Below are 20,642 nucleotides of genomic sequence, written 5' to 3' on the forward strand. Positions count from 1 at the left end.
ACCTACAACGACAGGATCGAGATGAAAACGCTTGGGGAGATGATAGAGCGCAATGCCCGTTTCTATGCGGATAGGGACGCGCTGGTGTTTGGCAACCGACGGGTGACGCACGGCGAGATGGCAGAGCGCGCCCGCCGCTTCTCGGATGCGTTGTATCGGCAGGGATTGCGCAGGCAGGACCGGGTCGCGGTGCTGGCGATGAATTGCGCCGAGTACTACGAGACCTACCGTGCCTGCGAATGGGCTGGCTTTCTGCTCGCTACCGTCAACTTCCGGCTTGCGCCAGCGGAAATCCTGCACATCCTGAAGGATGCGGCGCCGAAAGCACTCGTCTTCGAAGCGCAATATGCCACGCTGGTGGATGGCCTGCGTGCACAGATGCCGGATGTCGAGCGGTATATCTGCATTGGCGATGCGCCGTCGTGGGCGATGCCATTCGAATCCATGATGGAAGTTGGTTCGCCCGACGGGCCGCCGATCCGCTCGCAGCCGGACGACTTTGCGTATCTGATCTACACGAGCGGCACAACCGGGAGCCCGAAAGGGGTGGTACGTACGCACCGCGCGATGAGCGCGACGGCGGAAAGCTGTGCTTTGGTCACCGAATTTTCCGGACACTCACGGGTGTTGCAGACCACGCCGGCGTTTCACGTGGGTGGCATCGGCTATGTGAACGCGGTCGCGTGGCTGGGCGGCACGACCGTGTTGCATCGCGGCTTTGAGCCGAAGGCGATGCTCGAGACGATCCAGGCCGAGCGCATCACCTTCACGTTCCTCGTTTCCGCGATGCTGCAGGCATTGCTCGATGTGCCCGAATTGTCCACGTACGATCTGTCGAGTATCGAGAACATCACAACGGCAGCCGCGCCCGTACCGGTGCCGCTCCTCGAACGCGGCATCGAAGTGCTTGGCCCAGTGTTCGCGGTCCAGTACGGTATGACGGAGAGCAATGCCTGCTGGCTGCCGGCGCACGAAGTGCGGCCGCGTGGCACGCCGGAAGAAGTTCGGCGTCTGGCGTCGGTCGGGCATCCCTGTCCGGGCATCGAACTGCGCATCGTCGACGATAACGGTAGCGACCTTCCGCAGGGCCAGACCGGCGAAGTGTGGCTGCGCTCGGCGACCCAACTGAGCGGATACTGGAACAACAGCGTGGCGAGCGTCGAAGCGTTGCGCGACGGCTGGTATCGCAGCGGCGACATGGGCTATCAGGACAGCCACGGTTATGTCTTCCTGGTGGACCGCAAGAAGGACATGATCATCTCGGGCGGCGAAAACATCTACAGCCGTGAAGTGGAGAACGCATTGCTGCAGCATCCTGCCGTGATCGACGCGGCGGCGATCGGCGTGCCACATGAAAAATGGGGCGAATGCGTGAAGGCCATTGTCGTGCTGCGGCCTGGCGAGACACTACAGGAGGCGGATCTGATCGGGTTTTGCCGGGAGCTGATTGCCAGCTACAAATGTCCGAAGTCGATCGAGTTCGTCGACGAACTCCCGCGTCTGCCTACCGGAAAGGTCAGCAAAGTCGTGTTGCGCCAGCGGTTCAGCCGCTGAACGCGTGGCGGCCATGCCGCTTTCTACGAATGAGAGTGAATCATGGGCAAATGGCTCAAAAGCACGGAATGCGTTCAATTCGACGTCGCCGAGCGCGTGGTGCGGATCACGCTGAATCGCCCGGACAAACGCAATGCGATCAACGGCGTCCTGTTGCGCGAACTGAAAGAGGCGTTGCTCGAGGCGGACGATCTGAAGTCGGTGAATGTGATTGTCCTGTGCGGCGCCGGCAAGGACTTCTGCGCCGGCTACGACCTCGTCACGACCTATTCGGACCGCGCGGCGGAGCAGGTCGATCCAGGTGAATATCGCGGTACGGTACGCAGCTTCGACGACGACTGCTGGTCGATGGAGCGGCAGGCGGAAACCGTCAGCCTGATGGCGGATGTGCACAAGCCGATCATCGCGCAGGTACACGGCAACTGCCTTGCCGGCGGCACCGACCTCGCGCTCGCCTGCGACATGGTGCTTGCTGCGGACAACGCACGGATTGGCTTTCCAGCGACGCGGGCCAACGGCTCGCCGCCCGCGCACATGTGGTTCTACCACGTCGGGCCGCAGTGGGCGAAGCGCCTCTTGTTGTCCGGGGATTCGCTGACCGGCCGCGATGCGGCGAAGATCGGTCTGGTCATGGACGCCGTACCCGCCGACGAACTTGACGCTGAAGTCGCTGAACTGGCACGCCGGCTGTCCTTCGTCGACGCCGATCTGCTCTCCGCCAACAAACGGATTGTGAATCTCGGGCTAGAACTGACGGGTGCACGCACGCTGCAGCGCCTCGCTGTCGAGAACGACGCGCGTGCCCATCAGAGCCAGGGACCACGTCGCGCGCAATTCAAGGCGGATATGGAAGCCAATGGTCTGAAGGAAGCGCTCAAGCGCCGCGACGAGCCTTTCGGGGACGGCATGATCAAGCTGCGTGCACGTGGCGAATGAAACGTCCCCGCGCCATGCGGGAGCCTCTGGGCCATTCGGCTGACTCACTTAAGACCTGAAAACCATGGATGTCGAACTTTCAGTGAAGGACGCGGTTGGCACGCTCTGTCTGAACCGTCCAGAGAAGCTCAACGCGTTGACGCCCGACATGCTGGCCATGCTGATCGAGCATCTTGATCGCATCGAGCGTGATCCGGAAATCCGCTCGGTCATCCTGACGGGCGCGGGGCGGGCCTTTTGCGCTGGTGCGGACATTAAGGGCAGCGGTGCAGCGCCGCCGCCGATGAGCGTGTCGCACGCGCGCCAGTCGATGGCCGTTTATCAGCAGATTGCGCTGAAGCTCTATAACCTCAACAAACCCGTGGTCGCGGCGGTGCGAGGCGTGGCGGTGGGTATTGCGTGGAGCTATGCGCTGTGCGCCGACCAGCTTCTCGTCTCGGACACGGCACAGTTCATTCCAGCGTTTCTCATGCGTGCGACCTTGCCGGAGGGGGGGATGGTGCATCTTCTCGCCCGTCACTGCGGGGAATTCCGTGCGAAGGAGATCATGTATCTCAATCGCAAGCTGACCGGGCAGGAGGCATTCGAGGCGGGGCTGGCAAGTCGTGTGGTCGAGGACGCGGGGCTCATGGAAGCCGCCGAAGCGCTCGCCGTCGAACTGGCGGCCATGCCGACCTTCTCGATTGGACTGACCAAACAGTTGTTCCGCAGGAACGCCGGCAGCATGGAAGAGTTTCTTGTTCAGGAGCTGAATGCTGTCGCGCTCGCGGTGAATTCCGAGGATGCCGCCGAGGGACGGCTCGCCGCGCGGGAAAAGCGAACGCCCAACTTCAAGGGGCGTTAGGTCGGTTAGAAATTCCGCCGCAAGCGAGCGGTGACTGCGAGGCAGGGCGACCTGCAGTGGGCGCGTGGATGGGGACATAGCAGGAGGAGTCAGGCATGCACTTCGAGTACACCCCGGAGGACGAAGCGTTTCGTCAGGACGTCCGGCAGTTTTTCAGGGAGCAGTTACCCGTCGCGATTTCGCATCGCTGGACGATTGGGGCGCATCCTCCGTTGAAGGAGGACATTCGTACGTGGCAGCGCATTCTGCATCAGCGCGGCTGGGGCGCGCCGCATTGGCCGGTAGAACACGGCGGCACCGGCTGGACGGCGTTTCGCAAGCATATCTTCATGGAAGAGCTGTATAACGCGGACGCGATGGACTACGGCTGGCAGGCGACCCACATGGTGGCACCGGTCATCATCGCGTTCGGCTCGGACTGGCAAAAGAAGCGATTTCTCCCGACGATTCTCTCCGGGGACGAATTCTGGTGCCAGGGTTTTTCGGAGCCGAATGCAGGCTCGGACCTGGCGGGTCTGAAGACCACGGCGGTACTCGACGGCGACGAATACGTGATCAACGGTCAGAAGATCTGGACCAGCGACGCCTCGATTGCCGAATGGGGCTTCTTCCTCGTCAAGACGGACACGACGGTCAAGCCGCAGCGCGGCATCTCGTTTCTGCTCGTCAAGATGGATACGCCTGGGATCACCGTACGCCCGATCGTTTCAATCGAAGGCGGAACGGGCCTGAATGAGGTCTTTCTCGAGAATGTCCGCGTGCCGCGCACACACCTGGTCGGCGAGGCGGGCATGGGCTGGACCTACGCGAAATATCTGCTCGAAAAGGAGCGCACGACGAGCGCGTTCCTCTATTTCAACAAGCGGGAATTGCAGCGCGCCAAAAGCATCGCCGAACAGGAGATGGTAGACGGCGTGCGCCTGATCGACACCCCCGAATTTGCCCGCAAGCTGGCGTCGGTTGAAGTGGACCTGCTGGCGCTCGAATGGTCGGTATTGCGAATCCTGGCCGAGGAAAAGAACACGCGCAATCTGGACGCCGTGGTGTCGGCGCTCAAGATCAGCGGCTCGGAGATGCAGCAGCGCGTCACGGAGTTGCAGATCGACGCGCTCGGTCCGCGCAGCATGCGCTTCCAGCAGCACGGCGACTGGTGCTTCGACGATCCGGCATCCGACGACGCATGGCCCGGCTACGTCGCGGGCCGCACGACGGGCTACCTCATCGGGCGCGCCTCGACCATTTACGGCGGCGCACGGGAGGTACAGAAGAACATTATTGCCCGCCTCGCCTTTGGACTTTGACCATGGACTTCAACCTCTCCGAAGAACAGTTGATGCTGAAGGACGGCGTCGAGCGATTCATCCAGCAGGAATACGGCTTCGAAAAGCGCCGGGAGATTGCCGCGAGCGAAGAGGGCTTTAGCCGTGCGCGCTGGCAGGACTACGCGGAGCTTGGCTGGCTCGGCCTGATGCTGCCTGAAGATGTTGGCGGCCTCGCCTGCTCGTTTGTCGAGACGGCCATCGTGATGGAAGGGTTCGGGCGCGGCATGGCGCTCGAACCCTTCGTGCAAACAGCGCTTCTGTGTTCGGCCATCATTGATCGTGGTGGTTCGGGGGCCAAACGGCAGGCACTCTTGCCGGCTGTGATCGAAGGCCGGTTGCTGCTTTCGCTCGCCGACAGTGAAGCGGGTTCGCGGTTCAAGCTGGGCTGCAGCGAACGTACCGTCGCACGCAGGACGACCGGAGGCTATCTGCTCAACGGCGCCAAGACACTGGTGATGGCGGGCGGTTCGGCAGACCAGTTGCTGGTGACTGCGCGTCTTGACGACCACGCGGAAGGCCCCGCGATTTTCGTCCTGGAGCGCCGTGCGGCGGGCGTGACCTGTCGTACGTATCGTCTGCTCGACGGATCTCGTGCCGCGGACATCGAGTTTCGCGACGTCGAGCTGGAGGCGTCCTCGTTGCTTGTGGCCCCTGATCGCGCCCGCGAGGTGCTTGAAGCAGCGACGGGGCTCGCGACGCTGGCCAGCGTGGCCGAAATTCTCGGCGTGATGGAAGCCGTAATGGAAATCACCGCCGAATACATCAAGGCCCGCGTGCAGTTCGGTCAGCCGATCGGAAAATTCCAGGCACTGCAGCATCGTATGGCCGAAATGTTTGTCGCCGTGCAGGAGACCCGCTCGATACTCTATTGCGGCATTGCTCACCTGGATCGGCCCGCAACGGAATGCAGGGCCGCTATTTCGGCGGCCAAGGCGGTCGCCGGCCGTGCCAGCCGTTTCGTCTGTGCCCAGGGCATTCAGTTGCACGGCGGCATGGGGATTACCGAGGAATATCAGGTCGGCCATTACTTCCGCAAGATGACCATGATGGAAAAAATGTTCGGCGACATCGACTTTCACCTCGCGCGCTTCGCGGCGACGCGTTGAATCGGGCCACGTGTCCAATCACAAGGAATTGCGCTTATGTTACGAGTCAAAGACAGGATCGCCGTCGTCACGGGCGCAGCGTCCGGGATCGGTGCGGCATGCGCCGCGATGCTTGCCGCTGAAGGCGCGCAGGTGGTCGTGGCAGACCGGGATTTCGACGGGGCCGTCGCGCAGGCCCAGCGCATCGAGCAGCTGGGCGGTCGGGCGATTGCCGCGCGGGTCGATATTGGCGACGAGGCCTCGATAGCGGCGTTGTTTGCGCTCACCCTCGAAACGTGGGGTGGCCTCGACGTGCTGCACAACAACGCGGCGGCCACATCGCTATCGAGCACGGTCGATGCCGCCGTGGAGGCCGTCGATGTCTCCGTCTGGGACGACACGATGCGCATCAACCTGCGCGGCACCATGCTGGCCTCGCGTTATGCCATCCCGCTGATGCGCGCTCGCGGCGGCGGCTCGATCATCAACACGTCGTCGGGCGCGGCTCAGGCCGGCGCGCTCGGTTATAGCGCTTACGGTGTGTGCAAGGCGGGCATTGAAGCGTTGACGCGCTATGTGGCTGCTCAGCATGGCAAGGAGGGCATTCGCTGCAACGCGATTGCGCCCGGCCTGATCGTGACGCCGGCCACAGTGGGCCATTACGCGGGACCCGTGGGCGAGATGATGCTCAGCCATCATCTCACGCCGCGCCTCGGGCAGCCGGAAGACGTGGCACATGCGGTGGTGTACCTGGCGTCCGATGAGGCGGCTTTTGTCACGGGGCAGATCATCAACGTGGACGGCGGGTTGCTCTCGCATCAACCGTACTACGCCGATGAAATTCGCGCCCGCACCGCGGGCAGCGTGACGGTCGGCGCGAAGAGGACGACATGAGCATCGATGCCGATCTGCTGGCTCGAATCGAACGCATAGAGGCGCAACTGGCGATCCAGCAATTGCCCATACGCTATGCGCTTGCTGTCGATTCGCGCGATCTGGACAGCCTTGTCACGCTCTTCACCGACGACGTGAATTGCGGCCGGTGGGGCGTGGGTCGCGCCGCGCTGAAAACGTTCTACGGGTCGGAGCATATTCTACGCAGCTTCTACCGCAGCATTCACCAGATCTGCGGACACGCGATCGACCTGGTCGATGCCGATCACGCAACGGGCCAGGTGTATTGCCGCGCCGAGCATGAGGATAACGGCAAATGGGTCGTCATGGCTCTCTGCTATTTCGACCACTACGTACGGCGCGACGGCAACTGGTATTTCGAACGCCGGGATGAACGCCACTGGTACTCGACCGACTGGCTGGAGCGACCGGGGACGCCGCGCTTTCAGAACTGGCCCGGCAAGTACGAGAGCGACAAATACCAGCCGCGCCTGCCGCAGTCTTTCCCGACCTGGGCGTCTTTCTGGGAAGCGGTCGAACCGGCTGCGCGCAATTTACTGACGCGTTTGCCCTGACTCGCTCTACGTCACAACGCGGTGCCGGGCGCACGGTACGCGGCGGGCAGGCGAAGAGCGCCCATCGCGCGGCTCGTTCACGCCTCGCTGGGCAGACGAACCACCAAACCGTCGAGTTCAGGCGTGACATTGATCTGGCACGTGAGGCGGCTATTCTCTCGCACGTCCATCGCGCAGGTCAGCATGTCGATCTCGTACGACTCGGCGGGCGGCATGTGGCTCACCCACGCTTCGTCGACATACGCATGGCAGGTTGCGCAGCTGCAACTACCGCCGCAGTCTCCCAGAATGCCAGGCACCTGGTGGCTGACAGCGGTCTGCATGATGGTCTCGCCGACGTTGGCCGTTGCGACCGTTTCGTCGCCGTCTGGTTGAATGAATCGAATGATGGGCATGATGTCGTCGGATTGAGTCAGTTTAATCAGGCTGCGGGCAGCAGGCTTTTGAGCGGGATCGAATCGTCGGCGAGTTCGGTGGCGCGCACCGGAATCTTCTCGCCGACAAAACGCTTGGCCAGCATGAATTCCTGCGGGCGGCTGACGGTGTCGGCAGCGAGCATCACGCCGTCCTTCAGATAAAACGCAGAGAACGATCGGCTTTCCGGTGCGCCGCGCAGCACGAACTCGTCATAGCCCTGCGACAGGCCGACCATCTTCAGCTTCAGATCGTATTGGTCGGACCAGAACCACGGCACGCTGTTGTACACGCGCTCCTTGCAGCAAAGTGTGGCCGCGGCCGTGCGTGCCTGTTCCATGGCGTTGGGCACGGACTCCAGCCGCAAGCGCCGGCCCAGCAGCCCGTTGGGATGGTTAGTGCAGTCGCCGATGGCGAAGATGTCGGGATCGGAAGTGCGGGTATGCTCGTCCACCACGATGCCGTTGTCCACGGCGAGGCCCGCTGCCACGGCCAGATCGGTGGCGGGCTGCAGGCCGACACCGACAATGACGAGATCCGCCGGGATGCGTGACCCGTCGGCGCAGACAACTGCCGCGACCGCATAGCCCGAGGCGTCCACTTCGAATCCGCTGACCGCGGTGCTGGTGCGTACGTCGACGCCAGCTTCACGGTGCACCCGTTCGTAGAACGCAGAAAGTTCAGGCGCCGTGACCCTTGCGAGCACGCGAGGCAGCGCTTCGAGAACGGTGACGTGCAGACCGCGCCGCACCGCAATCGCCGCGACTTCGAGGCCGATATACCCGCCGCCGATGATGACGAGGCGTGCGCCCGCATGGAACTGCGCGCGGATCCGTGCGACATGGTCGAGCGTGCGCAGGTAGTGAAAGTTCGGCTGCTTCTCAATGGCCTCAATGCCTGGCAACGCGAGCCTGCGGGCATGCCCGCCAGTGGCGATCACGAGCTTCGAGTAACCGAGCTCGCGACCGTCCGACAGGGCGACCGTGTGCGCCGCGCGGTCGATGCGCTCGGCCCGGGTATTGGGGATGAATTCAATCCGGGCCTTGTCGTAAGTGGCCTGCGGCTTCAGATAGAGCTGTTCAGCGCTCAGTTCGCCCGACAGAAACGCTTTCGACAAAGGCGGGCGCTGATACGGCAGATGCGGTTCCTCGCCGACCAGCACGATGCGGCCTGCCCAGCCCTGATCACGGATGCTGGTTGCGCACTCGCCGGCCGCATGACCGGCACCGACGATCAGTGCGGTGTCCTCTGGGGATGCTGCGGTGCTCATCAAGGCTGACTCCCGTCTCGCGTGGCTATCGTACGTCCGGCGACGCATTAGCGACTATCTATATTTATGAATGATGTTCTCAATTGTGAATGCCTCATGAAGCAGCTGTCAATGCTCACGAATCCGGGTTGTCAGGCGTCGGCCGCGCGAGTGAGTCGATGCCGCCCACGGCGAAGCGCACGAGGTACGTGCGCATTCGCTCGACTTCAGCTGGCGATAGCGCCGACGCTTTGACCTGGGCGTTTGACTTCGCTGCGCGCGCGTACAACTCATTGAGCACCAGGTGGAATACCGATTCGACGAAGCGCTGCACCAGCCTGACCGTGTCCGGATCCGCTTCGGGCAGCGCGAGCGCGAACGCCTGGCGGTAACGCGCCGCGGCCGGCGAATATTGATCGTAGAAGGGCGCCGTCAGGTCGGGCCGTTCCCGCAAGCAACTGTTCTGCGTCAGCAGACGAAGGTAGTTGTGCCAGCCTCGCTCGCCGCTCTTCAGGTGCTCGAACGCTGGCGCGGACAATGCGGTCACGATTGCCGCTGTGCTGGGCGGGGCGTCGCCGAGGCTATCCAGCAAGGCATCGAGCGAAGCAATCACCTGCTGGCTGATCGCGCCCGCACGTCGTCCGATTGCTTCGCGGAACAACGCATCCTTGTTCCCGAAGTGATAGCGGGCGAGGCTGAATTCCAGTCCACAGGCTTGCATGATGTCGCGGATCGACGTGCCGAAATAGCCGTGCCGCGCGAACAGCTCCTCGGCGGTGTCGAGGATGCGTTCGACCGTTGTGCGCCGGGCGAGCGCAACCGGTGCGCTCGCCCGGGCAGGTTCGTCCGTCGTTGGGGCGCGTGCGGCGTGGGTGCTGCGTGACGGCATGGCTTGCTTCCCTGTGACTGTGACCGGAGCGGTGACTGTGTTCTGCATCGGTGACATCGTCCCTGTCTGCGGATGATAAATCCATCTTGCACAATTGTGCAAAATAGAACATAGTTCAAATATTGGCACCAGACGGGATGTCTGCATGAACGCCGCCGCGAACCGATAAACGCAACGACAGGAGACAGCATCATGGGCGCTCGACTGCGACTTCAGGATTTCGACGATCCTGCGTTCAATCCCTTTTTCGAGGATGCACTGGCGTACGGTGCGGATAGCGACCCTTATCCACGCATTGCTGCGCTGCGCGAGAAAGGCTCGGTTCAGAAGGGCGACTATCGTGTGTTGATGGACACGCCCGCCGACCTGACGATGCCGGACGTCGAGCACTACTGCGTGTTCGGCTACGACGAAGTCGCGCGGGTGCTGGGCGATCCGGCGACGTTTTCGAACCGGGCTTATGAACGCAATATCGGCATCAGTTTCGGCCACAGCATCTCGACCATGGATGCGCCCGAGCATCCGAGGTACCGGCGCATTTTCCAGAAGGCCTTCATCCCGAATACGGTGGCCGCGTGGGGCGATACGCTGGTCGATCCGGTGGTGGCCGGCCTGATGGAGAAGTTTGCCACTCGCGGCCACGCGGACCTCGTCCAGGAATTCACGCTGCACTACCCATTCAACATCATTTACCACCAGTTGGCGTTGCCGCCCGAGGACGTCAAGGTATTTCACAAGCTCGCCATCGCGCAGACGCTTGTCTCGGTCGATATCGAGCATGGCGTCGAAGCATCAACGAAGCTGGGCACGTATTTCGCGCAACTCGTCGCGCAGCGTCGGGAGAACCCCGGCGACGATCTGGTGAGCATGCTGGCTACTGCTGAAGTCGAAGGCGAACGGTTGCCCGAGGAGGTCGTCATTTCGTTTCTTAGGCAACTGGTGAACGCGGGCGGCGACACGACCTATCGCGCGACCAGCGTATTGCTGCTCGGACTGCTGCGAAATCCGGATCAACTCGATGCCGTGCGGCGTGACCGCGCGCTCGTGCCACGTGCCATCGAAGAAGCGTTGCGCTGGGACGGACCCGTATTGATGCAGTCGCGCATGGCGGCGCGCGCTGTGACGCTGGGTGGCGTCGAGATTCCGGCAGGTGCATTTATCGACGTAGTCGCGGGAAGCGCCAATCGAGACCCCAGCCGCTTCACGGATCCCGACCGGTTCGACATTTTCCGCACCGGCACGCATCGGCACTTCGCTTTTGCATATGGGCCGCACGTGTGCATCGGTCAGCATCTGGCGCGCGTCGAGATGACGCGTGCGCTCAACGCGATCCTTGACCGGTTGCCGAACCTGCGGCTTGACCCCGCGGCGCCGGCGCCACTCATCAACGGCATCATGATGCGCGTGCCGCATTCGATTCCGGTCGTATTCGACTGAGCGCCAGAGGGGCCGCGTCAAATGCGCTTGATTCTGCGGGGCCATGCCGCCACAGCGACAGCAACACACGGCTGCGAATGCCACTCGTTGTGAGCGAGACGATTCAACCCGCCGTCGGAGACTGAAGGGATGACCGAGTTCGACTATATCGTCGTGGGGGCAGGCGCCGCTGGGTGCGTGCTGGCCAACCGCCTCTCAGAGAGCGGCCGTCATGACGTGCTGCTGATCGAGGCGGGTCCGGAAGATACCAGCCCATTGATCCGGATGCCGAAAGGATTCGGCAAACTGCTGGGCGATCCCGCTCACGCGTGGTTCATCCCGGTGCAGCCGGATGACTGTAACGGTCATCGTAATGAAGTCTGGTTGCGCGGCAAGATGCTCGGCGGCTCTAGCGGCATCAATGGCATGGTTTATATGCGCGGTCATCCCGACGACTACGACGGTTGGGCGGCACTCGGTGTGGAAGGCTGGGGCTGGCAGGACGTGGCGCCTTGTTTCAGGCGTATCGAAGACCATGCGCTGGGTGCCGATGAACTGCGCGGCGCGGGCGGCCCGCTGAAAGTGTCGCCGTATGCCGAGCGCAACCGTCTCGGCGAAGCGGTGCTGGACGCCTGCCAGTCACTTGGCGTGCGACGGGTCGAAGACATCAATCGGCTCGACCACGAAGGCGTGGCGTATCTAACCTACACCATCCGCAACGGCCGCAGGCAGAGTTCCGCAGAAGCGTTTCTCAAGCCCGCGAGGAAGCGCAAGAACGTGGCTGTGGTCACTGGAACGGAAGTCACCCGCGTCGTCTTCGAGGGTACGCGCGCGGTGGGCGTCGGATGCCACCGCAACGGCATTGTCACCGCTTACCGGGCGTGCCACGAAGTTGTGCTGTCAGCGGGCGCGCTCGAGTCGCCGCGGCTTTTGCAACTGTCGGGTGTGGGCGATCCGCAGCATCTGCAGTCGCTCGGCATCGGTGTCGTTGCGGCGAGCCCCGGGGTTGGTCTGAACATGCGTGAACATTTGCTGTACATGACTCAGGCGCGCCTCAGGCAATGGCGCGATTCACAGAACCGGCAGTTCGCCGGGGCGCGTCTGTGGCGCAATGCGTTGCAGTATTTTCTGTTCCACCGCGGCGTCATGGCGTTGGGCTCTTATCCGGTGGGCGGCTTCGTCAGAACTGCACCCGACGCCACCAGGCCCGACGTCCAATTGATGATGGCGCCGTTTTCGTTGGACTTCGGCGCGGCGGCTGGCTCCGGTTTCGAGCCGTTTCCCGGCATGCAGCTTTTCAGCTATCCGCTCAGACCCGAGAGCCAAGGGCATGTGAAGATCGTTTCCGCCGACCGCAAGGTCGCGCCCGAGGTGGCCGCCAACTATCTCGCCGAGACCTACGACCGGCAGATGGCGATCAACGCATTCCGGCTGATGCGCAACGTGTTCGGCGCAGAGCCGTTGGCGAGCCTGCTGGAGGGCGAAACGCGCCCTGGCTCTGCGGTTCAGTCGGATGACGAAATTCTCGACCTTTACCGGCGCGAAGGCCAGTCGGGCTTTCACGCTTGCGGCACCTGCAAGATGGGTACGGACCGCCTTGCGGTACTCGATTCGCGCTTGCGCGTGCGCGGCGTTGCCGGACTGCGCGTCATGGATCTGTCCGTCACACCGACGATGATTTCCGGCAACACGAACGGCCCGATGATGGCCATGGCGTGGCGCGCCGCCGACTTGATTCTGGAGGACGCACGATGAGCCGGCCTGACTCGAATCGCGAGCGTTACGCAAACATTTGTAGGCGAAATTTCGATCAGGGAGACGCCGCATGAATTTGACGGCGCAAACGTCGGCCACGACGGCAATCGTCCAGCAGGCGCTGGAGTACGCGACGAGCGCGGGTGGCGAGATCGGCGTCCAGGTGGCGGCTTATCTGAATGGCAAACTGGTCGTGGATGCGTGGAGCGGGGTAGCCGATCCGGCGACAGGACGTCTCGTGGACGGCGAAACGCTTTTCAACGTCTACTCGGTGACCAAGGCTGTTGCGGTGACCGCACTACACATTCTGGCCGATCGCGACCACATCGACTACGACGCACCGGTCGCGCGTTACTGGCCCGAATACGGCGCGCACGGCAAGGCGCGCACGACGGTTCGAGATGTACTGACGCATCGTGCGTGTGTGCCGCAGATGCCCGAGGGCGTCACGCCGGAACGGATGTGCGACTGGCATTGGATGACTGCTGCGATTGCCGACCTGAAACCGCTCGCGGAGCCCGGGACAAAGACGCTATATCTTTCGATGACCTTTGGCTGGATCATCGGCGAACTGGTGCGACGAGTGGATCCCAAAGGGCGCTCGCTGGGGCGCTTCGTACGCGAAGAAATCGCCGAGCCGCTCGGCATTTCCGATCTTTGGATCGGCATCCCCGACGAGGTCGAGCCACGTATCGCCAAGCTCACCGATGCGATGGTGCCGGTGCCGGCGGAATATCTGCCGCCGCTTTTTCTCGCGTCGATGCCCGAGCAGTTCGCGCTGAACCCAACGGTGTTCGAGCGGCCCGATGTGCGCCGCGCGGAAGTGGCGGGGGTGGGCGGCATCTTCAACGCGCGCAGCGAGGCGCGCTTCTGGGCGATGCTTGCGGGCGGTGGCGAGCTTGACGGCGTGCGGTTGCTGTCGAAAGAACTCGTCGCAACGCTGAATACGCCACGGGCGAACAGCGCGGAACCCGACCCGGTGATGTTCGGCTTTCCGCTTCCGATCACAGTCGGCGGATTCTGGTTCGGCGGTGCTCATCCGCCGGTGACAGCGGTTCAATCGCCGCGCGCGCTGTGTCATCCGGGGCAGGGCAACTCGATCGGCTGGGCCGATCCGGACACCGGTCTGGCCGTCGCGATCTGTCACAACAAGATGTTTAATCCGACCTCGCCGGAAGAAGATCCCTTGTTGCCCGTCGCACGGGCAGTCCGCGCAGCATTGAATCTGAGTGAATCGACGTTATGCCTATAGATGTTGCCCATTTGCAGCAGTGGATCAGCAGAAGCGAGCGTGTTTCCGACACGCTTTCCCTGACGCCGATCGCCGCGCTTGCCGCTACGCTTGACCATGACAGTGCGCCAGTCGCGCCCGGCGATGCATTACCGCCGCTGTGGCATTGGCTCTACTTTTTGCCGGTGCACCGGCAGTCGCTCGTGGGCCCCGACGGGCATCCGAAGCGCGGCGGTTTCCTGCCGCCGGTGGCGTTGCCTCGACGGATGTGGGCGGGCAGTCAACTGGCGTTTTTACGCGAGCTACGGGCCGGTGAGGCGGTCACCCGTTTGTCGACGATTAAAGACGTGACGCACAAGCACGGCCGTAGCGGCGATCTGGTCTTCGTCAAGGTGCTGCATCAGATTTGCGACGCTGCAGGCGTAGCGATCGAGGAGCATCAGGACATCGTCTACCGCGATCGTCCCGCTGCCAGCGAAGCGCCTGCGACCCCTCGCCCCGCCTTTGAGGGCGCCCGATGGATGCGTACGATCGATCCGGATCCCGTGCTGCTGTTCCGCTATTCGGCGCTGACCCTCAACGGCCATCGCATCCATTACGACCGGCCCTATGCGATGGAGGAGGAAGGCTATCAGGGGCTAGTCGTGCATGGCCCGCTTCTGGCGACACTGCTGCTGGATCTGGTGCGAGCGGAGCGGCCAGGGGAGCGCGTCACTGCCTTTTCGTTTCGCGGCATAAGTCCGGTGCTCGATACGGCACCGTTCGTCGTGTGCGGACGTCCAGACAGTGACGACGGTAAAGTGCTCAAGCTGTGGATTGCGGGTAGCGACGGCACGTTGCGCATGGAGGCCAGCGCGGTTCTGGCATAGCGGCTGGCCTGGGTGTCCTTGTCCTGCGTGAACCACTAGTGCGTTTACAACCAGCGTTTATTGTTCAGGAAGCGTGATGCGTTCTCTTCTGTTTGTTCCCGGCATACGGCCTGAGCGTTTTGCCAAGGCGCTCGCCTGCGGCGCCGACGCGGTGATCGTGGATCTCGAAGATGCGGTCGGCGCCGTGGACAAGGGGCCGGCTCGTCAGCATGTCGCCGATGCGGCGGCGGCCTTCGCTGCGTCGACCACGCGTGTGCTACTGCGTATCAACGGCTTTGGCACGCCGTGGTTCGACGAAGACCTCTCGCTGCTGATGCTCGGTGGTATTGACGGCGTTGTATTGCCGAAGGCGGAGAACGCTATGGCCCTCGAAGCGCTCGTCCGTGTGACCACCAAGCCGATTCTGCCGATCGTCGAATCGGCGCTCGGCGTGTGGCAGGCGCTCGAGGTGGCGAGAGGGCCGGGCGTCGAGCGGCTTATATTCGGATCGGTTGATTTCGAACTCGATCTGGATTGCTCCGGTACCTGGCAAGCGCTGCTCTATGCGCGCTCGCAGATCGTTCTGGCGTCTCGGGTGGCCGGCTTGCTGCCGCCGGTGGATGGCGTCACCGTGGCGCTTGACGACGCAGCTCAACTCGCGACCGATGCATCGCGTGCGCGAAGCCTGGGTTTTGGCGGCAAGCTCTGTATCCATCCGAAGCAGGTCGCGCAGGTCAATGCCGCTTTCAGTCCGAGCGAAGAGGAACTCGCGAAGGCCCGGGAAGCGATCGAAGCATTTGAGCGCGCCGGGAGTGGTGCGGTCTCCGTGAACGGACGGATGGTGGACCTGCCGGTTCTGCTAAAGGCGCGGCGTCAGTTGGCGATGGTTGGGTGCGAAGCGTCGAGCGAACCGGGTGGCGTTGTCACGGGCAGTGACTGCGCCGGCGAACCGCGCATTGCATAAGGGCCTCCGCTTGCTCGCGCGGCGAGCGGGACCCGCGGGGTATTCGAATGACCAGCCGCAGGTCCGCGGCTGGACGTCAAGGTCGGCCGCGGTTGGCAGCGGCTTGCGAAGCGTAGAACGTGTGCGTTAAACCGGATCCCAAGGCGTCAGCGTCAGCGACGGCACGTTCGGGAAGAAGCTGGATTCGAACGCCGGCATCACCTGGTCGGCGATCGATTCCGGCGTCCAGCCACCATCGCGATGCAACGAGCGCACCATGCGGATCTGGTTGAAGAAGTAGATTTCGTTAGCGCGGACACCGAAGATCTGTCCCGACACCTTCGCTGCGCGATCCGATGCCAGATAGACCGCGAGCGGAGCCACCTTGCGCGCTTCCATCTTCTTCATGATCTCGACGCGAGCCTTTTGCTCGGGCGTGTCCGACGGAATCGATGCGGTCATGGCGGTCCATGCCCAAGGCGCGATACAGTTTGAGCGCACGTTGAATTTCGCCATGTCGAGCGCGATCGACTTCGACAGACCCACGACACCCATCTTCGCCGCTGAGTAGTTAGCCTGGCCGATATTGCCGATCAGACCGGAGGTGGACGTCATATGGACGTAACTGCCGCCGTTCTGTGCCTTGAAGAGCGGTGCCGCGGCGCGCGCCACGAAGAACGAACCGTTCAGATGCACGTCGACGACGGCCTTCCATTCTTCCGGGCTCATATTGAAAAACATCCGGTCGCGCACGATGCCTGCATTGTTGACCACGCAATCGACTCGCCCGAAGGTGTCGAGCGCGGCCTGCACGATCTTTTGTGCCGAATCCCATTCGGCAACGCTATCCGTACTCACCACCGCCTCGCCGCCCGCTTCCTTGATTTCCGCCACGACCCGCTGCGCCGCGAACTCGCCGCTCTCCGCATGGCGCCCAAGATCGTTGACCACCACCTTCGCGCCAGCCGCTGCGAACTGGAGCGCGAAATCGCGACCGATACCGGCCCCCGCTCCCGTTACCACCACAACCTTGTCCTTCACGATATCGCTCATTGTCGTCTCCATTCGTTTCAGACGTTGATGTAAAAAGTTTGTCAGCCTATAATAACAAAACTGAACGCTGTTGCATATTGTGAACGACTGAGTGGCGCGATGCCAACGTGCCTGGAGACGAGAAAATGAACTATCCGGAGCACTGGAGCGTGCCGGATCATGTGCCGCACGAGCGCGTGGTGGATTTCGACTACATGAATCCGCCGGGCGCGGCCGAGGACGTTCATCTCGCGTGGAAGGTGTTGCATGCGGGTCCGGACATCGTCTGGTCTCCGTACTATGGCGGTCACTGGATCGCGACGCGCGGTGAAGACATCGAAGCGATGCAGAAAGATCATACGCATTTTTCGCACCGCCACGTCAGTATCCCCCCTGTGGGTCGGGTGCAGCTTGCGCCGCTTGAACTCGATCCACCCGAGCATACGGCGTACCGGAATCTGATCACACCGTCGTTTCTGCCGAAAGCCATCGCGTCACTTGAAGACGATGCGCGCGCAGTCGCAATCGAGCTTATCGACAAGCTGGCGCCACGCGGCGAATGTGAATTCGTGTCCGAGTTCGCCAGGATCTTGCCGATTGTAATTTTTCTGCGCCTTGCTGACCTACCGCCGAGTGACCGCGAACGGTTGCTCGAATGGGCCGAGATGGCGGTGCGTGGCAAGATCGAGGAACGTATCGAATCCCAGAATCGGCTGGGTGCATATATCTCCACATGGGTGGCGCAGCGTCAGGCAAAGGCAGGCAGCGATCTGGTGAGCCTCATTGCGAATGCGCAGATCGACGGCGAGCCGATGCGGCCTGATCGCATGTTCGGCATGTTCATCGTCGTGTTGTTCGGCGGTCTCGACACGGTCGCTTCGCTGATGGGCTTTATCGCCCGCTTCCTGGCGGAGAACCCGGACCATCGGCATCAACTGATCGAACATCCTGAATTGATGATTTCGTCAGTCGATGAGCTGATCCGCAGGTTCGGCGTAGCGAACACGGCGCGGCTCGTCACCGAAGACATGGAGTACAAAGGCGTGACGCTCAAGAAGGGCGACCAGATCCAGTTGGCCAACTCGCTTTTTGGTCTGGATGAGCGCAAGTTTGCCAATCCGCTCGATGTCGACCTGACCCGCAAGCCGGTGCTGCACGCCGCATTCGGCAATGGGCCGCACCGCTGCCCCGGATCGTTCCTCGCGCGCACTGAAATCAAGGTGTTTTTGCAGGAATGGCTGAAACGGATTCCAGATTTCGGAATTCGCGAAGGTGACAAGCCCCGTTGTGGCTCCGGCTCCGTGAACGGCATGCTCTATCTGCCGCTAACGTGGCCAGTCGCATCCTGAATCTGTTTCCTGAATACATGACAGACCGACAACGATGAAACAGTGGCAATGCATCTTCTGTGGCTTTTTCTACGACGAAGCCGTTGGACTTCCGGCTGAAGGTTTTCCGCCTGGTACGCGTTGGGCAGACATTCCCGAGGACTGGGCTTGCCCGGAATGCGGCGCCGCGAAGGCGGACTTTGTGATGATTGAAGTGTGACGCGCGCCGCCGTTCACTATGTTTGCGTGGACAGCGTTGCTACGATAACGATCGACTACCCCCCGGTCAACGCATTGGGCGTCGCAGTGCGATCCGGTTTGTTACGCGCCTTCAAGCGGGCGAGAGATGACGGCGACGCTAGAGCCATCATCCTTACCGGGTGGGGCAAGGGCTTTTGCGCGGGCGGCGATATCCGCGAATTTGGCACATCTGCAGCTGCCGCGCCGCCCGGACTGTCGATGCACGTTCACCCCTTTATCGAGTCGATGAACAAGCCGGTCATTGTCGCTATCCATGGTCTGGCGTTGGGTGGAGGTCTGGAAACGGCACTCGTTTGCCACTATCGCATCGCCGAAGCGGATGCGCAGATAGGACTTCCCGAAGTCGGACTGGCGACCATCCCGCTGTCGGGCACGCAACGCATGCCGCGCGTTGTGGGGCTTGCGCGGGCCATCGACATGATTATGGCGGCACGGCTGGAACTGGCATCGTCGTTTGCGGGGACCGCGCTGTTCGATCGTATCGTCGAGCCTGGTCAGTCTTTAGATGCCGCCGTGCAGCTGGCGTATGCACTTGTCGAGCGCAATGACCTGTCACTGCCTTTGATCCGGCACCTCGCTGTCACCCCTGGTCATGCAATCCAGGTTCTTGCGGACGCGCGCGCGGGACTCGCGAACAAGCCCACTACGCACGCAGCCATGCAAGCACTGGAGGCGATCGCTGCCTCAGTCGAATGCGGCGACTTCGACGCTGGTATGCGCAGGGCGCGAGTCATTTACGATACCTTGATGGCGTCCGACGAAGTACATATTCAGCGCGAGCGATTTTTCAAGCGCCGATGAAGCCGATCGTCGTCTGGGCGGCACACGCCGCTCACGCTCGCTCGAATAGCGCGGCGAGCCCCTGGCCGCCGCCGATGCACATTGCCTCGAGACCGTAGCGGCCCTTGCGCCGCTGCAATTCGAAGAGCAGGGTGGTCATCATGCGGACACCGGTAGCGCCGATCGGATGACCCAAGGAGATGCCGGAGCCGTTGACGTTCAGCCGTTCCGGATCGTTCCATCCCCATCCCTTGAGTACCGCCAGCACCTGACAGGCGAACGCCTCGTTGAGTTCGACAAGATCCATCTGATCGACCGACAACCCGGTGCGTGTCATCAGTTTCTGCACGGCATGCACCGGGCCGATTCCCATGCGCGACGGCTCGCAACCCGCTGCGGCCCAGCCGTTCAGATACGCCATCGGTTCCAGACCAAGTGGTTCGAGCTTGTCTTCCGCGACGACAAGGCAGGCCGCTGCCGCATCGTTCTGCTGGCTGGAATTGCCTGCCGTCACGGTGCCACCTGGGATCAATGCGCGCAGCTTGCCGAGGCTCTCCATACTGGCGTCTTCGCGAAAGCCCTCGTCCTGGGCAAAGACAAGGGGCGCGCCTTTCTTCTGCGGCACGCTGACGGCCACGGTTTCATCGGCCATGCGGCCTGACGACCAGGCGGCGGCCGCGCGGCGATGGCTGCGCACCGCATATTCATCTGCCTCTTCGCGACTGATGTGAAAGTCGCTGGCAAGGTTTTCAGCGGTTTCTATCATGCCAGAGATGCGGCCGAAGCGCTCCTCCGGCTGCGAGCGTTCGCGGCCACGCGCGAGCCGGTCGTGAAACTGCACCGAACCCGCCCGTGCACCCCATCGCATGTCCGTGCTGTAGTACTCGATGTTGCTCATGCTCTCGACGCCGCCCGCCAGCACGACGTCGGCGGCGCCGGTCTGGACCATCATGGCGGCGGTCGCGAGCGCCTGAAGCCCGCCGCCGCAGCGCCGGTCAAGCTGCATGCCTGGCACTTCGACCGGCAGTCCCGCCTGCAACGCGATCCAGCGTCCAACGCAGGGCGTTTCGCTGTTTGCGTACGACTGCGCGAAAACCACGTCGTCAATCCGCACGGGGTCGAGCTCCGTGCGCTTCAGGACTTCTCTGGTAACCAGCGCGCCGAGTTCTTCGACCGGCACGCTGCGCAGACTGCCGCCAAAGGTGCCGACCGGCGTGCGTACGGGACAGACGATCGCTGCGCGTTTCATATGCGTTCCTTCAATTGACATGGAAGAGGCTGGTGGC

At 62.5% G+C, this 20,642-nt stretch carries 20 protein-coding genes; 15 read left to right on the forward strand and 5 right to left on the reverse strand.

Going from position 1 to position 20,642, the window contains the following annotated elements:
- The first annotated feature begins 21 nt into the window (after positions 1 to 21).
- The 7 genes from P3T23_RS15575 to P3T23_RS15605 all read left to right on the forward strand — a co-directional run bounded on the left by P3T23_RS15575 (position 22) and on the right by P3T23_RS15605 (position 7,210).
- Positions 22 to 1,554 carry a class I adenylate-forming enzyme family protein gene (locus tag P3T23_RS15575; RefSeq protein WP_429317061.1) on the forward strand — a complete coding sequence of 511 codons (1,533 nt, stop codon included), beginning with the start codon at positions 22 to 24 and terminating at the stop codon, positions 1,552 to 1,554.
- Positions 1,555 to 1,596: 42 nt separating this feature from the next.
- Positions 1,597 to 2,490, forward strand: a complete 894-nt coding sequence (locus tag P3T23_RS15580; RefSeq protein ID WP_429317062.1) for a crotonase/enoyl-CoA hydratase family protein — start codon at positions 1,597 to 1,599, stop codon at positions 2,488 to 2,490.
- Positions 2,491 to 2,554: 64 nt separating this feature from the next.
- On the forward strand, positions 2,555 to 3,334 hold the full coding sequence (locus tag P3T23_RS15585) for an enoyl-CoA hydratase/isomerase family protein (protein ID WP_429317063.1): 780 nt from the start codon (positions 2,555 to 2,557) through the stop codon (positions 3,332 to 3,334).
- A gap of 95 nt (positions 3,335 to 3,429) precedes the next feature.
- A complete protein-coding gene (locus P3T23_RS15590; protein ID WP_429317064.1) occupies positions 3,430 to 4,635 on the forward strand; it encodes an acyl-CoA dehydrogenase family protein in 1,206 nt (401 codons plus the stop codon).
- 2 nt (positions 4,636 to 4,637) lie between these two features.
- Complete coding sequence (locus P3T23_RS15595; protein ID WP_429317065.1) at positions 4,638 to 5,762, forward strand: acyl-CoA dehydrogenase family protein; 1,125 nt, start codon at positions 4,638 to 4,640, stop codon at positions 5,760 to 5,762.
- Positions 5,763 to 5,798: 36 nt separating this feature from the next.
- Entirely contained in the window at positions 5,799 to 6,635 is an 837-nt protein-coding gene (locus P3T23_RS15600) for an SDR family oxidoreductase (RefSeq protein WP_429317066.1), read from the forward strand.
- On the forward strand, positions 6,632 to 7,210 hold the full coding sequence (locus P3T23_RS15605; RefSeq protein WP_429317067.1) for a nuclear transport factor 2 family protein: 579 nt from the start codon (positions 6,632 to 6,634) through the stop codon (positions 7,208 to 7,210). Before P3T23_RS15600 ends, P3T23_RS15605 begins: the two co-directional genes overlap by 4 nt.
- A gap of 77 nt (positions 7,211 to 7,287) precedes the next feature.
- Here P3T23_RS15605 and P3T23_RS15610 read toward each other — a convergent pair whose 3' ends face one another.
- The 3 genes from P3T23_RS15610 to P3T23_RS15620 all read right to left on the reverse strand — a co-directional run bounded on the left by P3T23_RS15610 (position 7,288) and on the right by P3T23_RS15620 (position 9,762).
- Positions 7,288 to 7,605: a 2Fe-2S iron-sulfur cluster-binding protein gene (locus P3T23_RS15610; protein ID WP_429317068.1), complete on the reverse strand. Its 318-nt coding sequence runs from the start codon at positions 7,603 to 7,605 to the stop codon at positions 7,288 to 7,290.
- Positions 7,606 to 7,631: 26 nt separating this feature from the next.
- Complete coding sequence (locus P3T23_RS15615) at positions 7,632 to 8,894, reverse strand: NAD(P)/FAD-dependent oxidoreductase (RefSeq protein WP_429317069.1); 1,263 nt, start codon at positions 8,892 to 8,894, stop codon at positions 7,632 to 7,634.
- 115 nt (positions 8,895 to 9,009) lie between these two features.
- Positions 9,010 to 9,762: a TetR/AcrR family transcriptional regulator gene (locus tag P3T23_RS15620; RefSeq protein WP_429317070.1), complete on the reverse strand. Its 753-nt coding sequence runs from the start codon at positions 9,760 to 9,762 to the stop codon at positions 9,010 to 9,012.
- Between the two features lie 192 nt (positions 9,763 to 9,954).
- Between P3T23_RS15620 and P3T23_RS15625 the strand changes: the two genes are divergently transcribed.
- The 5 genes from P3T23_RS15625 to P3T23_RS15645 all read left to right on the forward strand — a co-directional run bounded on the left by P3T23_RS15625 (position 9,955) and on the right by P3T23_RS15645 (position 15,976).
- The gene (locus tag P3T23_RS15625) at positions 9,955 to 11,199 is read left to right on the forward strand and encodes a cytochrome P450 (protein WP_429317071.1); all 1,245 of its coding nucleotides are present in this window, start codon (positions 9,955 to 9,957) and stop codon (positions 11,197 to 11,199) included.
- Positions 11,200 to 11,328: 129 nt separating this feature from the next.
- Positions 11,329 to 12,933: a GMC family oxidoreductase gene (locus P3T23_RS15630; RefSeq protein WP_429317072.1), complete on the forward strand. Its 1,605-nt coding sequence runs from the start codon at positions 11,329 to 11,331 to the stop codon at positions 12,931 to 12,933.
- Positions 12,934 to 13,003: 70 nt separating this feature from the next.
- On the forward strand, positions 13,004 to 14,185 hold the full coding sequence (locus tag P3T23_RS15635) for a serine hydrolase domain-containing protein (protein ID WP_429317073.1): 1,182 nt from the start codon (positions 13,004 to 13,006) through the stop codon (positions 14,183 to 14,185).
- Positions 14,176 to 15,033: an FAS1-like dehydratase domain-containing protein gene (locus tag P3T23_RS15640; protein WP_429317074.1), complete on the forward strand. Its 858-nt coding sequence runs from the start codon at positions 14,176 to 14,178 to the stop codon at positions 15,031 to 15,033. Before P3T23_RS15635 ends, P3T23_RS15640 begins: the two co-directional genes overlap by 10 nt.
- Positions 15,034 to 15,109: 76 nt before the next feature.
- Positions 15,110 to 15,976 carry an HpcH/HpaI aldolase/citrate lyase family protein gene (locus tag P3T23_RS15645; RefSeq protein WP_429317075.1) on the forward strand — a complete coding sequence of 289 codons (867 nt, stop codon included), beginning with the start codon at positions 15,110 to 15,112 and terminating at the stop codon, positions 15,974 to 15,976.
- 126 nt (positions 15,977 to 16,102) lie between these two features.
- Here P3T23_RS15645 and P3T23_RS15650 read toward each other — a convergent pair whose 3' ends face one another.
- Positions 16,103 to 17,008, reverse strand: coding sequence for an SDR family NAD(P)-dependent oxidoreductase (locus tag P3T23_RS15650; protein ID WP_429317076.1), 906 nt, complete (start codon positions 17,006 to 17,008; stop codon positions 16,103 to 16,105).
- Positions 17,009 to 17,133: 125 nt separating this feature from the next.
- Between P3T23_RS15650 and P3T23_RS15655 the strand changes: the two genes are divergently transcribed.
- From P3T23_RS15655 to P3T23_RS15665, 3 genes are read left to right on the forward strand one after another with little or no spacing between them, the layout of a single operon-like run.
- Complete coding sequence (locus P3T23_RS15655; protein WP_429317077.1) at positions 17,134 to 18,336, forward strand: cytochrome P450; 1,203 nt, start codon at positions 17,134 to 17,136, stop codon at positions 18,334 to 18,336.
- A gap of 34 nt (positions 18,337 to 18,370) precedes the next feature.
- Entirely contained in the window at positions 18,371 to 18,535 is a 165-nt protein-coding gene (locus P3T23_RS15660) for a rubredoxin (RefSeq protein WP_429317078.1), read from the forward strand.
- Positions 18,536 to 18,561: 26 nt separating this feature from the next.
- Positions 18,562 to 19,377, forward strand: a complete 816-nt coding sequence (locus tag P3T23_RS15665; RefSeq protein WP_429317079.1) for an enoyl-CoA hydratase-related protein — start codon at positions 18,562 to 18,564, stop codon at positions 19,375 to 19,377.
- A 31-nt stretch (positions 19,378 to 19,408) separates the two neighbouring features.
- Here the strand turns inward: P3T23_RS15665 and P3T23_RS15670 are convergent, their stop codons facing one another.
- The gene (locus tag P3T23_RS15670; protein WP_429317080.1) at positions 19,409 to 20,605 is read right to left on the reverse strand and encodes an acetyl-CoA C-acetyltransferase; all 1,197 of its coding nucleotides are present in this window, start codon (positions 20,603 to 20,605) and stop codon (positions 19,409 to 19,411) included.
- Between the last annotated feature and the right edge of the window lie 37 nt (positions 20,606 to 20,642).

This window comes from Paraburkholderia sp. GAS448, assembly GCF_050435685.1.
GTDB lineage: Bacteria > Pseudomonadota > Gammaproteobacteria > Burkholderiales > Burkholderiaceae > Paraburkholderia.